12 protein-coding genes are annotated in these 14,454 nt (G+C 63.5%); 5 read left to right on the forward strand and 7 right to left on the reverse strand.

Annotated elements, in window-relative coordinates; genetic code table 11:
• Positions 1-46: 46 nt before the first annotated feature.
• Entirely contained in the window at positions 47-1,501 is a 1,455-nt protein-coding gene (locus AC3A5O_RS09610; RefSeq protein WP_487753148.1) for an NCS1 family nucleobase:cation symporter-1, read from the forward strand.
• Here the strand turns inward: AC3A5O_RS09610 and AC3A5O_RS09615 are convergent, their stop codons facing one another.
• On the reverse strand, positions 1,502-2,674 hold the full coding sequence (locus AC3A5O_RS09615; RefSeq protein WP_305470213.1) for an MFS transporter: 1,173 nt from the start codon (positions 2,672-2,674) through the stop codon (positions 1,502-1,504).
• A gap of 104 nt (positions 2,675-2,778) precedes the next feature.
• Here AC3A5O_RS09615 and ptrR point away from each other — a divergent pair, with 104 nt between their 5' ends.
• A complete protein-coding gene (gene ptrR, locus AC3A5O_RS09620) occupies positions 2,779-3,672 on the forward strand; it encodes a putrescine utilization regulator PtrR (protein WP_122569056.1) in 894 nt (297 codons plus the stop codon).
• A gap of 139 nt (positions 3,673-3,811) precedes the next feature.
• Positions 3,812-3,940 (forward strand): PA1414 family protein, encoded by a 129-nt coding sequence (locus AC3A5O_RS09625; RefSeq protein WP_003198971.1) that lies wholly within the window; start codon positions 3,812-3,814, stop codon positions 3,938-3,940.
• A 209-nt stretch (positions 3,941-4,149) separates the two neighbouring features.
• On the opposite strand, the gene AC3A5O_RS09630 is transcribed toward AC3A5O_RS09625, so the two are convergent.
• The 4 genes from AC3A5O_RS09630 to speB form a co-directional block, all read right to left on the reverse strand.
• The gene (locus AC3A5O_RS09630; RefSeq protein WP_122569054.1) at positions 4,150-5,538 is read right to left on the reverse strand and encodes a sodium:solute symporter family protein; all 1,389 of its coding nucleotides are present in this window, start codon (positions 5,536-5,538) and stop codon (positions 4,150-4,152) included.
• A 198-nt stretch (positions 5,539-5,736) separates the two neighbouring features.
• Positions 5,737-7,251: a purine-cytosine permease family protein gene (locus AC3A5O_RS09635; protein ID WP_305471161.1), complete on the reverse strand. Its 1,515-nt coding sequence runs from the start codon at positions 7,249-7,251 to the stop codon at positions 5,737-5,739.
• Between the two features lie 51 nt (positions 7,252-7,302).
• Positions 7,303-7,710, reverse strand: coding sequence for a YybH family protein (locus AC3A5O_RS09640; protein WP_305483005.1), 408 nt, complete (start codon positions 7,708-7,710; stop codon positions 7,303-7,305).
• Positions 7,711-7,719: 9 nt separating this feature from the next.
• A complete protein-coding gene (gene speB, locus AC3A5O_RS09645; protein ID WP_487753149.1) occupies positions 7,720-8,670 on the reverse strand; it encodes an agmatinase in 951 nt (316 codons plus the stop codon).
• A 340-nt stretch (positions 8,671-9,010) separates the two neighbouring features.
• Here speB and AC3A5O_RS09650 point away from each other — a divergent pair, with 340 nt between their 5' ends.
• Together AC3A5O_RS09650 and AC3A5O_RS09655 are read left to right on the forward strand one after the other, a co-directional pair.
• Complete coding sequence (locus AC3A5O_RS09650) at positions 9,011-9,904, forward strand: LysR family transcriptional regulator (RefSeq protein WP_003184133.1); 894 nt, start codon at positions 9,011-9,013, stop codon at positions 9,902-9,904.
• Positions 9,905-9,906: 2 nt separating this feature from the next.
• The gene (locus AC3A5O_RS09655; protein WP_487753150.1) at positions 9,907-10,503 is read left to right on the forward strand and encodes a tRNA-uridine aminocarboxypropyltransferase; all 597 of its coding nucleotides are present in this window, start codon (positions 9,907-9,909) and stop codon (positions 10,501-10,503) included.
• 147 nt (positions 10,504-10,650) lie between these two features.
• Here the strand turns inward: AC3A5O_RS09655 and AC3A5O_RS09660 are convergent, their stop codons facing one another.
• The gene (locus AC3A5O_RS09660; protein ID WP_122569050.1) at positions 10,651-12,015 is read right to left on the reverse strand and encodes an HlyD family type I secretion periplasmic adaptor subunit; all 1,365 of its coding nucleotides are present in this window, start codon (positions 12,013-12,015) and stop codon (positions 10,651-10,653) included.
• Between the two features lie 249 nt (positions 12,016-12,264).
• Complete coding sequence (locus tag AC3A5O_RS09665; RefSeq protein ID WP_122569073.1) at positions 12,265-14,424, reverse strand: type I secretion system permease/ATPase; 2,160 nt, start codon at positions 14,422-14,424, stop codon at positions 12,265-12,267.
• Positions 14,425-14,454 lie beyond the last annotated feature (30 nt).

Here is a 14,454-nt window from a genome sequence, read left to right on the forward strand (position 1 = left end):
GAGCAGGTCGATACGGGGGCACGGCGGTACACAAAGGAGCCCCGCAATGTCCGAGCAATTGCCCAACGGCTACAGCCCCCGCCTCTATAACCAGGACCTGGGCCCGCTGCCGCAGAAATGGAATTGGTACAACATCTTCGCGTTCTGGATGAGTGATGTGCACAGCGTGGGCGGCTATGTGTTTGCCGCCAGCCTGTTCGCCTTGGGCCTGGCGAGTTGGCAGGTGCTGATTGCCTTGCTCGGAGGGATTTGCATCGTGCAGTTGATCGCCAATCTGGTCGCCAAGCCGAGCCAGCAGGCGGCGGTACCTTATCCGGTCATTTGCAGGCTGGCGTTCGGCGTGTTCGGGGCGAATATTCCTGCGGTCATCCGCGGTTTGATCGCCGTGGCTTGGTACGGCATTCAGACGTACCTGGCTTCCAGCGCGCTGATCATCGTGGTGCTGCGGTTTTTTCCTGCAATGGAAATCTATGCGACGCCGCATTTTGCCGGTTTGTCCTACTTGGGTTGGTTCGGTTTCCTCAGCCTGTGGTTCGTCCAGGCGCTGGTGTTCTGGACCGGCATGGAGTCTATCCGTCGTTTCATCGACTGGGCCGGCCCGGTGGTGTATGCCGTGATGTTTCTGTTGGCCGGCTGGATCGTGTGGAAGGCCGGTTGGAGCAATATCAACTTCACCCTGTCGGAAAAGTCCTTGTCCGGCTGGCAGGCTTTCGGCCAGGTGATCGTGGCGACGGCTCTGGTGGTGTCGTACTTTTCCGGCCCGACCCTGAATTTCGGCGATTTCAGTCGTTACTGCCGAAGCATGTCTGACGTGCGCCGGGGCAATTTCTGGGGGATGCCGGTGAATTTCCTGGCGTTCTCCTTGGTCACCGTGGTGATTGTTTCAGGGACCTTGCCGGTGTTCGGCGAAATGCTCCATGACCCGATCGCCACCGTGGCGCGCATCGACAACGACGTGGCCGTCTTGCTGGGCGCCTTTGCCTTCGTGACCGCCACCATCGGCATCAACATTGTCGCCAACTTCGTCTCGCCGGCGTTCGACTTCGCCAACGTCGCCCCCAGCAAGATCAGTTGGCGTGCCGGCGGCATGATTGCGGCGGTGGCGTCGATTTTCATCACGCCGTGGAACCTGTTCAACAACCCCGAAGTGATCCACTACACCCTGGACGTGCTGGCCGCATTCATCGGCCCGCTGTTCGGGATCCTGCTGGTGGATTACTACCTGATCAAAAAACAGCAGATCGACGTCGACGCGCTGTTCAATGACGGGCCTAGCGGGCGCTATTACTACAGCGGCGGCATCAACTGGACCGCGGTCAAGGCGCTGATTCCGGCGACGCTGATGGGCGTGGCGATCACTTTCACGCCGCTGCTGCAACCGATGGCCAACTTTGCCTGGTTTACCGGTTGCTTCCTCGGCGGGGTGTTGTATTTCGCCTTGGCGCGACGGGAGCCGGCCGCGCAGTTGAGCAAAGCGTTGAGCCCGGCCGGTCAGGCCTGATCAACGCAGGGCGGTTTGGGCGCAAGGGCTCGTCGCGCCCCGGCTGGCGGGCCGCAGCAACAGGCCACCGGCCAGCACCAGGCCGCTACCAGCAATGATCAACGCCGGTTGCAGGCCGCCGCTGAAATGGCTGCTCAGCGCCGCCAGCAGGGGCCCGCTGAGCTGGCCCACGGCAAAGCAGGCGGTCAACAGGCCAGCGTTGCGCTGGGTGGCGTGAGGCGCCAGTTCCCGGGAGCGCAGCATCACCAGCTGCATGCAGGCCAGGAACGGTGCACCGCACAGGATCACCCCCAGCGCCAGCCCTGGCCCACTGCCCAGCAGACAGGCAAACACCCCGGCGGCTTGCAGCCAGAGCGTACCGATCAGCCAGCGGCCGGTGCTGTTCGGGTTGGGGCGACGCAGGCTGACCAGCAAAACTCCGGTGGCCGCAGCCAGGCCAAAGCAGGGCCAGAACAGGTCGGCCAGCCATTGTCCGTGGAACTGCGCCGAGGCCATTTGCGACAGGAACGTGGCCGGAATGATGTAGCCCACGCCGTACAGGGCGTACACCACTCCGAGCCGAGCGATGCCACGGTTCGGTGACGCACTGACCGGCATTGCTACGGGCGCGGCTGCGGCCGGTCGAGGCAGGATCGGCAAGATCACCAGCAACATCGCCAAGGCTACGCCGGCATACACCAACCACAGGGTCGCGGAGGTCTGCCCCAGCAGGTTCGAGCCCAACGCCAACAAACCTGTCAGGAAAATCCCCAAGCCCGGTCCGGCAAACACCAGTGCGCCGAGCCGTGGCCGTCCCGCCGCTGCGGCCAAGGGTTGGCTCAGGGCGGTGATCATCACCATCACCCAGGCGCTCGCCACGCCGGTGCCGAAGCGCAACGCCAGGTGCGGCCAGAAGCCCCAGGCCCAGAACGACGCCAGGGTCAGCAGCACGCACAGCCACAGGCCGCCGAGCAACCGTCGCCGCACCTGTTCCGGACGACGGGCGAACATGGCGTCCAGCGCGCCGAGGAAATAACCCAGGTAGTTGGCGGCGGCAATCAGACCGGCGGCGGTCAAGTCGACCTGACCTTCGCCGATCAAATGAGGTAACTGCGGTGTGAGGGCGAAGCGGCCAATGCCCATGGCCATCATCAGCGCGATGAAACTGCCGAGCAGGCGAATAAAAGGTGACATGGTCGTTCTCCGGGTGTCGGGGCGAATGACCGTCAGGCTAGGACTGATTGACTTTCATTAAAAATGAATAATAGTGAGTAACTTGTTCTTTTTTGGAGAAGGTTATGGAGTTCAGCCAACTGCGGATTTTTCAAGCCGTGGCCGAGGAGGGTTCCATCACCCGGGCGGCCGAGCGCTTGCACCGGGTGCCGTCGAACCTGTCGACCCGGCTCAAGCAGCTGGAAGAGCAGCTGGGCGTGGACCTTTTCCTGCGCGAGCGTCAGCGTTTGCAGTTGTCGCCGGCAGGAAAAGTCCTGCTGGACTATGCGGCCAAGCTGTTCGCCTTGCACGACGAGGCCCATGCCGCCGTGCAGGGCGGGCAGCCAGCCGGGGATTTCCTGCTGGGCACGATGTACAGCACGGCGGCGACGCATTTGCCGGACCTGCTGGCGGCGTATCACCGGGCGTATCCGGCGGTGAACCTGCAAGTGCAGTCCGGGCCGAGTGGCGAGTTGTTTGAAGGGTTGCTCACAAATCGGCTCGATGCGGCGCTGGTGGATGGTCCGCTGGAGTTGGCGGGGCTGGATGGCGTGCCGTTGTGCGACGAGCGGTTGGTGCTGATCACCGAGGCCGATCACCCGCCGGTGCGCAGTGCGCTGGATGTGCAGGGTCGCGCGGTGTTCACGTTCCGGCGTGGTTGCTCGTACCGGATGCGCTTGGAAGCCTGGTTTGCCCATGACCATGCAACCATGGGTCGGGCGATGGAAATCGAGTCTTACCAAGGGATGCTGGCGTGTGTGATCGCCGGGTCCGGGGTGGCGTTGATGTCTGAGTCGATGCTGGCCAGCCTGCCGGGCCGCGAGCGGGTGACGGTGCATCCGCTGGCAGAGCCGTTTGCCAGCGCCACCACCTGGCTGATGTGGCGCAAAGGCATGGTCGGGGCCAACCTGAACGCCTGGATCGAATTGCAACAACAGGCCTGGCCGCGAGCGCCAATGATCACGGCGCAATCGGCTTGAACTCCGGGAGGTGGATTTGGATCAATTCAGTAACAGATCATTGCAAACTGAGACGAGCATTGCGTAGAACATCGGACTATTATCAGTGCGAAGGGGCCACAGAAATCTGCCGCTCGCACCACCCTGAGGGGGCACCACGATGAAAGAGAAAATCCAGAACTGGCTTCACGACTTGGGTGTCGCGCTTGGCCTGATCGAGCCGCCGATGCAACCGGTACCGATCCGCACCGATGACGAGCAACGCCGCCGCCAACCGCGCCGCCGGTAAACACACCGCAGAATTTGGAGAGATCGCAGCTCCGGACCATTTCAATTGAGATGGGCCGGAACTGCGATCTTTTTATTTCTGAAGACAGAATCTGTGGGAGCGAGCTTGCTCGCGATGACGGGGGAACATTCAACAGGTGTGTTGCCTGTACAGCCGCTATCGCGAGCAAGCTCGCTCCCACAGGGGGTTTCATTGCCAAGGGTTGTCGGTCAAACCGCCTTGGTTACCACACCCGGCCGTGGCGCCAACACACTCACCAGCACAAAACTCACCAGCGCCACGCTTAGGCTGTAGTAGATCGGCGTGTTCGCGTCCAGGCCGTCCTTGAGCATGAAGAACAGTGCGGTCAAGAAGCCCAGCGACATGCTGGTGATCGCGCCGGCGGTGGTGGCGCGTTTCCAGTAGATGGCGCCGATCAGTGGGATCAGCATGCCGCCCACCAACAGGTTGTAGGCCAGGGTCAGGGCGCTGATGACGTCGCTGACCACCAGGGCGATCACCAGGACCACCGCCCCCATCAGCAGGGTCGCGATGCGGTTCTCGTGGACATCGCCACTGCCGCTCTCACGGCCCTGGCGCAGACGGGGCAGCAAGTCCTGGACGACCGTGGTGGACGCCGCGAGCAAGCCCGCTGCGGCGGTGGACATCAAGGCCGCCAGGGCCGCGGCGATCACCAGCCCGCGAATACCGTTGGGCAGGCTGGTCTGCACCACGCTGGCGAAAGCGTTGTTGACGTTCGCAAGGTCCGGCAGCAAAACCTTGGCCGCCATGCCGATCAACGCCCCGGCCAGGCCGTACAGCACGCAGTACAGGCCGGCTGCGGTGCCGGCCACTTTGGCCACGCCTTCGCTGCGAGCAGTGAACACCCGCTGCCAGATGTCCTGGCCGATGAAGATGCCGAAGAAGTAGATCAGGAAGTAGGTGAGGATGGTGTCCCAGCCAATGGCGGTGAAGTCGAAGTAGCTGGCCGGCAGCTTGGCCACCATCGTGTCCCAGCCGCCGGCGTCGACGATGGACATCGGCATCAGCAAGAACACCAGACCCACGGTCATGATCAAGAATTGCACGATGTCGGTGAGGGTCAGCGACCACATGCCACCGATGGTGGAATACAGCACCACCACGCCACCGCCCACCAGGATCGACACCCAGAACGGCAGGCCGAACAGCACCTGCATCACGGTGCCGATGGCGATGGTCGAGGTGGCACCGATCATCAGCGCATACACCAGCATGATCAGCGCACTGGCCTGGCGCGCGGCCGGGTTGTAGCGGCGCTCCAGCACTTGGGTCACGGTGTAGATCTTGAGCTTGAGCAACGGCTTGGCGAGGAACAGGCTGAGGCCGACGATGCCCAGGCCGATGGCGCCGCACAGCCAGAACCCGGAAATGCCATAGACGTAGCCCAGGCGCACGGTGCCGATGGTGGACGCACCGCCCAGGACGGTGGCGGCCATGGTGCCCAGGTAAAAGCCCGGGCCGAGGTTGCGCCCGGCGACCAGGTAGTCGTCACGGGTCTTGGCGCGGCGCATGCCGTACCAGCCGAGGGCGATCATGCCGGTGGCGTAGATGAGAACGACGATTAAGTCCAAAGCCATGGTGGCGTGTCTCCGATTGTCTTTTTTATATGGGACGAGGCGGTGCTGTCCCTGGCACTGCAGCCTCAGTGCGAACGAGCTGTTGTGGCGAGGGGGCTTGCTCCCGCTCGGTTGCGCAGCAACCGCTAAAAGCTTGGAGCTGCTGCGCAGCCCAGCGGGAGCAAGCTCCCTCGCCACAGGTATTTCGTTGATCTCGGGTCAGGCGGTCTGTCTGAGGGAGGGTTTATCGATTGGCTCCGAAGCATCCTGGCTTCGCGGATCCCCCGGCCCATACACCGCCGCCGGCTCTGGAAACAGCCCCAGCAACGCCAGGTACACCACCGAGGCCAGGCCCAGGGTCACCGGCAGGCTGATGTCGATCCCGCCGGCCAGTTCCCCCAGCGGCCCGACGAACTGCCCCGGCAGGTTGACGAAGCACAACCCCACCAACGCGCTGGGAATCCACGCCCCCAGGCCGCGCCAGTTCCAGCCGTGGCTGAACCAGTAGCGCCCGCCGGTTTCGCCGCGGGTGAATACTTGCAGGTCATCCGGGCAGTAGAAGCCGCGGCGCACCAGCAGGCCGATGATCATGATCACCATCCACGGCGTGGTGCAGGTGATGATCAGCACCGCGAAGGTCGACACGCTCTGCACCAGGTTCGCCGCGAAGCGCCCGATGAAGATGAACGCAATCGACATCACGCCGATCAGCAGCGTCGCCTTGACCCGCGACAGCACCCGTGGGAACACGCTGGACATGTCCAGCCCGGTGCCATACAGCGACGTGGTGCCGGTGGACATGCCGCCAATCACCGCGATCAGGCACACCGGCAGGAAGAACCACCCCGGCGACACCGCCAGCAACCCGCCGACGTAGTTGTTGGCCGCGATGTAGTCCGGCGCCTTGATCGCCACGATGGTGGCGGTGGCGAGGCCGAACAGGAACGGGATCAGCGTCGCCAGTTGCGCGGCGATCACGGCCAGCATGATGCGGCGTTTGGGGGTATTGCGCGGGATGTAGCGCGACCAGTCGCCCAGGAACGCACCGAAGGAAATCGGGTTGCTCATGGCCACCAGCGCCGCGCCGATGAAGGCGGCGTAGAAGCCCGGCTGGCCGAGGCTGACCGTGCCGGCGAACTGGCTGTCGAAGGTCGGTGCGAAGGCGAAAATGCCCAGCAGGAACAGCAGGCTGGCGGCCCACACGGCGATGCGGTTGACCCACAGCATGAAGCGGAAGCCGTAGATGCACACCGTCAACACCAGCAGGGCGAACAGGCCGTAGGCCAGGCCCAGGCTCAGGTCGGTTTCCGGTACGCCGACCAGCCGCTTGGCGCCGCCGATCAACGCATCGCCCGAGCTCCACACCGACAGCGAGAAAAACGCGATGGCGGTCAGCAACGAGAGGAACGAGCCGACGATGCGCCCGTGCACGCCGAAGTGCGCACCGGAAGACACCGCGTTGTTGGTGCCGTTGAGCGGGCCGAACAGGCCCATCGGCGCGAGAATGATCGATCCCACCAACACCCCCAGCACAATCGCCCAGACCCCAGCCTGGAACGACAGGCCGAACAGCACGGGGAAACTGCCGAGCACGGCGGTGGCAAAGGTATTGGCGCCGCCGAAGATCAGGCGAAACAGGTCGCCCGGGCCGGCGGTGCGTTCGTGGTCCGGGATCTGTTCGACCCCGTTGGTTTCAATGTGCGTAAGGCTTTTATCGTTATTGTTATTCATGATCTGCTCCGATCATCGAGGCGCACTCATCGTGTGTGAGCGTCGCCTGTTTGGCTAAGGGGGTGGCAGCCCTTCCGGCATTGCGGACAAATGTTCATGACAGGCCAGCCATAGGCCTTGTTGTTCTTGGCGAAACACAATGGTTTCGCGCTCCTGGCTAAGGTGAAGCTCCCCTTGCATGCGCAGCTCGGTGGCCACGTCATGGATGAAAATCGCCACGTCCCCTTGCAGGCTGACGAAGGCGTTGCTCGAGGTACAAGCGAGCACCTCGAAGCCATCCTCGGACCGCCAGCGATCCCACAACGCCTGGTAGGCATCGCGTGACAGCAGGGGCTGTCCGAGGGTGTAGAACACAAAACTCGCATCGGCCGTGAACGCACCGAAGTAGGCGTCGCGGTCATTGCGGGCGAAGGCCGCCACCAGTTTTGCGGCGGCCTCAAGTACCTGATCGTGATCGTTCATGGCGGCGCCTCAGCGATGAACCACGCCGGGCAGCACGCAGAGCATCTCGTACAGCAGGTTGGCGCCCAGCAGCGAGGTGTTGCCGGTGGTGTCGTACGGCGGCGAGACTTCTACCAGATCGCAACCGACCAGGTCGAGGCCCTGGCAGCCACGCACGATTTCGATCGCCTGGATGGTGGTCAGGCCGCCGATTTCCGGGGTGCCGGTGCCGGGTGCCCAGGCCGGGTCGATGCCGTCGATGTCGAAGCTCAGGTACACCGGGCCGCCGCCGACTTTCTCACGCACTTCGGCCATCAGCGGTGCCAGGGACTTGTGCCAGCACTCTTCGGCCTGGACCACGCGGAAACCCTGGTTGCGGCTCCAGTTGAAATCGTCGGCGGTGTAGCCCTGGGCCCGCAGGCCGATCTGCACCACGCGGTCGCAGTCGAGCAGGCCTTCTTCCACGGCGCGTCGGAAGGTGGTGCCATGGGCGATTTTCTCGCCGAACATGTGGTCGTTCACATCGGCATGGGCGTCGATGTGCACCAGGCCGACCTTGCCGTGTTTCTTGTGGATCGCCCGCAGGATCGGCAGGGTGATGGTGTGGTCGCCGCCCAGGGTCAGGGGGATGACGTTGTGTTCGAGGATCTTGTGGTACGACTCTTCGATGATCCGCACCGCGTCCATCAGGTTGAAGGTGTTGATCGCCACATCACCGATGTCCGCCACTGACAGTGAGTCGAACGGCGCGGCGCCGGTGGCCATGTTGTAGGGGCGGATCATCACGGATTCGGCGCGGATTTCGCGGGGGCCGAAGCGGGTGCCAGCGCGCAGGGAGGTGCCGATGTCCAGCGGCACGCCGACGAAGGCAGCGTCGAGGCCGGCAGCGGTTTGCAAATGAGGAAGTCGCATCATGGTGGCGATGCCGCCGAAGCGCGGCATTTCGTTGCCGCCCAGTGGTTGGTGAAGAATCTTGTCCACGGGTAGGGCCTCATCGTTGTTTTATTTATCAGGGGCCGATTCTGCGAAAAGCTTTTGCCGTGAAGAATCGCTGGCGGCAAATACTTAGTTCAGATTTTTCTAAACTAATGTTGGAGGGGGCGATAGACTTCGCAGCAGTGCAGTCCTGGAGGACAGGATGCCCCTGTGGCGAGGGAGCTTGCTCCCGCTGGGCAGCGAAGCGGCCCCAAAACCATTCACCTCGGTGAGTCAGACAGACCGCGTTGCCAGGTTTTACGACGGCTGCGCCGCCGAGCGGGAGCAAGCTCCCTCGCCACAACAGCGCGACAAGTTCTATCCATGTGTGATCGGGAGACACCCAATGGCCAACGCTCTACCCGACCTGAAACTGCTGCGCATTTTCGTCAGCGTGGTCCGGCACCAGGGGTTCGCCAATGCCCAGCACGAGCTCAACCTGTCCACGTCGGCCATCAGCACCTACATGAGCCAGTTGGAATCGGCCTTGGGCCTGGTGCTGTGTCATCGCGGCCGGGGCGGGTTCAGCCTGACCAGCAAGGGCGAGTTGTTCCACCAGGAAACCCTGCGCCTGTTGGGCGAGCTCGAAGGGTTCGAGCAATACGCCGCCGCGCTCAAGGGGGAACTGCGCGGCACGTTGAACCTGGGGGTGATCGACTCGACGGTCAGCGACAAGGCCTTGCCGTTCGCCGAAGCCATCGGTGCCTACAGCCAGGAGCATCCGGCGGTGCATTTGCATCTATCCGTCATGAGCCCTTACGAGCTGCAACTCGGCGTGCAGGACAACCGCCTGGACCTGGCCATCGGTGCGTTTTCCACGCGCATGAGCGGGCTGGTCTACATGCCGCTGTACCGCGAGCAGCACTGGTTGTATTGCAGCAACCGCCACCCGTTGTTCAACGAGCGGCGCATTCCTGAACAAGTCATCACCCAGCAGCGCATGGTCGGGCGCGGTTACTGGAGCCAGGCTGAACTGGCCCGCCACGGCTTCAAGCACAGCGCGGCGACGGTGGAGAGCATGGAGGCGCAGTTGATCCTGGTGCTGTCCGGTGCCTATGTCGGTTACTTGCCTGAGCACTACGCCCAGGCTTGGGTCGACAAGGGCGACTTGCGCGTGCTGCTGCCGGCGACCTTCGGCTATCAGGCGCCGTTTTCGATGATCGTGCGCCGTGGTCGCAGCCGCGAGCCGTTGATCCAGACCTTCCGTGACTTGCTCAAAGCTCAACTGAATCAGGCCTGACCATGTCCAGAATCCAATGCCCGCGTTGCCAACGACCGCAGAGCCATTGCCTGTGCCCGTTGATTCCCAGCCTCGACAGCCGCACCCGCGTCTTGCTGCTGCAGCATCCCAGCGAAGTGGACCATGCCTTGAACACCGCCCGGCTGGCGGCGTTGGGGCTGCGCAATGCCGAGCTGATCGTGGGCGAGGTGTTCGAGGATTTGCCCCGGTTGCTCAATCAGCCGGGTTATCAGGCGCGGTTGTTGTTTCCCGCTGATGATGCGCAGCCGCTGCACGCCTACGAGCCGTCCGATGAGCCGCTGCTGTTGGTCGTTCCCGACGGCACCTGGCGCAAGGCGCGCAAGCTGCTGCACCTCAACCCGCTGCTGGCGGCACTGCCGAGGGTGACGTTGGCGGAGGGCGGTGTGTCCCGCTACCGCTTGCGCAAGGCGCCCGGGCCGGGGGCGTTGTCGACGGTGGAGGCGATTGTCCAGGCGTTGCAAGTCCTGGAAGCGCCAGAGAGCTTCGAACCTTTGTTGAGGCCGTTCGAGGCGTTGATCGAGGGGCAGATTGCGGCGATGGGGGCGGAAACGTTTCGGCGTAATCATGCTGAAAAATAGGGTGTGGTTGCCGGCCTCATCGCGAGCAAGCTCGCTCCCACAGTTGATCTTCTGTGCCCACAAAATGTGTGATCAGCACAGACCACTGTGGGAGCGAGCTTGCTCGCGATAGCGGTAGAACAATCAATGAAAGTCTCAGCTCAAGGCTTACCGCTCACGCATCGCCTCGGTCCGCGCCTTCAACACTGGCTTGAGCAAGTAATCCAGGACACTTTTCTCCCCGGTGATGATGTCCACTGTCGCGACCATTCCCGGAATGATCAGCAACGGCTTGGCATCCCCGCCCAAGTGGTTTTTGTCGGTGCGCACCTGGATCAGGTAGAAGCTGTTGCCCTTGTCATCGGTAATGGTGTCGGCGCCGATCAGTTCGAGCTTGGCACTGAGCCCGCCATAGATCGTGTAGTCGTAGGCGCTGAACTTGACCATGGCTTTCTGGCCAGGGTGCAGGAACGCCACGTCTTGGGGGCGGACCTTGGCTTCGATCAGCAGGTTGTCTTCCAGGGGCACGATTTCCACCATGTCATTGCCCGGCTGCACCACGCCGCCGATGGTGTTGACCTTCAGTTGCTTGATCACCCCATGCACTGGCGAGACCACGGTTGTGCGGGTCACGCGGTCGTCGATGGCGATGCTCGATGCGGTGATCTTCGACAGTTCGGTGCGTTTCTCGTTGAGGTCCTTGGCCGCCTCGGAGCGGAAGGTCTGTTCCGATTCGTCGATCTTGCTCTTGATCTCGTTGATCGCCGATTCGGCCCGGGGAATCGCCAGGGTGGTGGCGTTGAGCGAACCGCGGATCTCCACCGCGCTGCGCTTGAGCCGCAGGATCTCCACCGGCGATACCGCTCCGGTGCGCACCAAGGGGGCGGACATGTTCATTTCTTCCTGCAGCAAGGCCAGGGCGGAGCTGAACTGACCTTGCTTGGAGCGAAACTCTGCCAGTTCCTGGGTCTTCTGCCGCAGTTGTTCGGTCAGGGTGCGTTGTTCGCTGGCCAGGCGCCGCTGGCGTTGTTCATACAGCGAGCGCTCGTCCTCGGCCACTTGCGGGGCCTTGGCGGTGACCTCTGCCGAAAGCGCGAACGGCCGCCCCTCGGCCTCGGCCGACAGGCGCTCGACCTGGGCTGTCAGCGCATAGCGGTCAGCCTCGCTCTCGCCCTTGTTCGACAGGAACCGTGTATCGTCCAGACGCAGCAGGGTGTCGCCCTTGTTCACCATTTGGCCTTCGCGCACGAATATCTCGGTGACGATGCCGCCCTCCAGGTTCTGGATCACCTGGATCTTGCTTGACGGAATCGCCTTGCCTTCGCCGGTGGTGACTTCCTGCAAGACCGCAAACTTTGCCCAGACCAGCCCGCTGACGATCAACCCGGCCGCCAGCCACACGGTAACCCGCGAGCGCCGGGGCGAATCCTGCAGCGTGGCGCCGGCAGTTTCCGGCATGAACTCGCTTTCGGCGCTTTTGCTGAAACTGCCGAAGTAGCTTCGGGCGGCTGAATCCGGGGTTTGAGCAGACATGGGGCGGTACCCGTTGGTTAAGTGAAATAAAGCCGAACACACATCTGTAGCTTGAAAGAGGTATCTGTGGGAGCAAGGCTTGCCCGCGATACAGGCGCCTCGGTTCCAGTGAGACCGCATCAGCTTCATCGCGGGCAAGCCTTGCTCCCACACAAACCTGTTCCCACACAAACCTGTTCCCACACAAACCTGTTCCCACACAAACCTGTTCCCACACAAACCTTGCTCCCACAGGTTGCGGTGTTGTTTCTATACCGCTGCGGAGCCTACCCGTCCCTTGCGCAGCGCATCGATCACCGCGTCCTTCGGCCCATCCGCCACGATCCGGCCGTTATCCAGCACCACCAGGCGGTCCACCAGGCTCAGCATCGAGGTGCGGTGGGTGACCAGCAGCACGGTCTTGCCCTGCACGTGGGTGTGAAGCTTCTGCCGCAAAACGTCTTCACTGCTGTTGTCCATGGCGCTGGTGGGTTCGTCCAGCAGCAGGATCGGTGGGTCGAGCAGCAAGGCCCGGGCCAGCAGCACGGCTTGGCGTTGGCCGCCGGACAGCAGCTGCCCGCGCTCGCCCACCGGCCGGTCAAAACCTTGGGGGTGCTGGCGCGCCAGTTCGGTGACACCGGTCAGCTCCGCCACTTCCAGCATGCGCGCATCACTGATGTAGCGGGCGCCCAGGGTGAGATTATCCCGCAGGCTGCCGGCCAGCAGCGGCAGGTCATGGGCGACGTAGCCGATCTGTTGGCGCAGGTCGGCGACGTCCAGTTGCCGCAGGTCCAGCCCGTCCAGCAGCAACTGGCCTTCCTCTGGTGCATAGAAACCCATCACCAGGCGCGCCAGGGTGCTCTTGCCCGAGCCGCTGCGGCCGATGATCCCGACCCGTTCGCCGGGCTTGAGGCTGAAGCTGACGCTCGCCAGCGCTGGGGCGCTCTGGCCGTTGTAGTGGAAGGTCACGCCGCTGACGTCCAGTGCGCCCTGCAACTGGGTGCGATCCAGCGGCCGCTGCTTGGCGTCACGCTCCTGGGGCAACGCCATCAGGGCGTCGGTGCTGCGCATGGTGAGCTGGGCTTGCTGGTAGCGGGTGATCAGCCCGGCGATCTGCCCGAGGGGGGCGAGGACCCGGCTGCCGAGCATGTAGGTCGCCACCAGCGCGCCGACGCTGAGGTTGCCGGCGATGATGCTGTAGACCCCGGCGACGATGGTCGCCATGCCCGCCAGTTGTTGCAGGAACAAGGTGCCGTTGGTCGCCAGCGCCGAGAGGTTGCGCGCATGGCTGTCCAGGCGGGTGAGGGCGCCGTGGGTGCTTTCCCATTGATGCTGGCGCTCGCTTTCGGCGCTGCAGGCCTTGAGGGTTTCCAGGCCGCCGAGGGTTTCGATCAGCAGGGCCTGGCGCTGGGCGCCGAGGGCCAGGCTTTTTTCCACGGTGTCGCGCAGGCGCGCCTGGATGATCATCGCGAAAACAATGGTGATGGGAAACGCCACCACGGGAATCACCACCAGCCAGCCGCCCAGCAGGCCGATCACGACTAGCATCAGCAGGGCGAAGGGCAGGTCGATCAGGCTGGTGAGGGTCACCGCCGTGAGGAATTCGCGCAGGCCCTGAAAGTCGTGGATGCTCTGGGCGAAGCCGCCGATGGTCACTGGCTTGGCCTTCATCGCCATGCCGGTGATGCGTTCGAACAGCGTCGCGGAAAGAATCACGTCGGTTTTCTTGCCGGCGGTGTCCAGCAGATGGGCGCGTACCACCCGCAGCACCAGTTCGAAACCGGTGCCGATCAACAGCCCCACGGCCAGCACCCACAAGGTCGACGTGGCCTGGTTCGGCACCACGCGGTCGTAGGTCTGCATGACGAACAGCGGCACCATCAGCCCCAGCAGGTTGATCAGGAAACTCGCCAGGATCGCGTCGCTGTACAGCCAGCGCGACAGTTTCAGGGTGTCGCGAAACCACGCCTCGACCCGTGGCACCAGCGGGGCGCGCAGGTCTTCGAGTTCATGACGCGGCCGGGCGAATAGCGCCTGGCCGCTGTAATCGGTGGTCAGTTCCTCGCGGCTGACCCACTGTTCGCCACCCTCGGCTTCGCTGGGCAGGATCAGTGCCTTGCCATCTTCGCCCCAGCGCCGCAATACCGCGCAGCGCCCACCCGCCAGGATCAGCATCACCGGCAGGTTCAGGGGTGAGATGTCCGCCAGCTCACGACGCAGCAGCCGCGCCTGCAAGCTCGCCCGGGCCGCTGCGCGGGGCAGCAGGTCCAGGCTCAAGCGTTGGTGCGCCATAGGGAGCCCGGCGCTGAGGCTGGCGCGACTGACCGTCGCGCCATGGAGTTTGCAGAGGATCAGCAGGCCGTCCAGCAAGGGATCATCGAAGTTCAGGCGCGGATCGGCGCCGGGGATTGTGGGTTCCATGCTGGTCACGTCGGTCGCTCCCATTTGTGTGGAGGGGGG

Source organism: Pseudomonas sp. Soil_N_39, from assembly GCF_057655955.1.

Coding starts and splice junctions, on each gene's coding strand:
- AC3A5O_RS09610 (WP_487753148.1), top strand. CDS start 47: ATGTCCGAGCAATTGCCCAACGGCTACAGCCCCCGCCTCTATAACCAG.
- AC3A5O_RS09615 (WP_305470213.1), bottom strand. CDS start 2,674: ATGTCACCTTTTATTCGCCTGCTCGGCAGTTTCATCGCGCTGATGATG.
- ptrR (WP_122569056.1), top strand. CDS start 2,779: ATGGAGTTCAGCCAACTGCGGATTTTTCAAGCCGTGGCCGAGGAGGGT.
- AC3A5O_RS09625 (WP_003198971.1), top strand. CDS start 3,812: ATGAAAGAGAAAATCCAGAACTGGCTTCACGACTTGGGTGTCGCGCTT.
- AC3A5O_RS09630 (WP_122569054.1), bottom strand. CDS start 5,538: ATGGCTTTGGACTTAATCGTCGTTCTCATCTACGCCACCGGCATGATC.
- AC3A5O_RS09640 (WP_305483005.1), bottom strand. CDS start 7,710: ATGAACGATCACGATCAGGTACTTGAGGCCGCCGCAAAACTGGTGGCG.
- AC3A5O_RS09650 (WP_003184133.1), top strand. CDS start 9,011: ATGGCCAACGCTCTACCCGACCTGAAACTGCTGCGCATTTTCGTCAGC.
- AC3A5O_RS09655 (WP_487753150.1), top strand. CDS start 9,907: ATGTCCAGAATCCAATGCCCGCGTTGCCAACGACCGCAGAGCCATTGC.
- AC3A5O_RS09660 (WP_122569050.1), bottom strand. CDS start 12,015: ATGTCTGCTCAAACCCCGGATTCAGCCGCCCGAAGCTACTTCGGCAGT.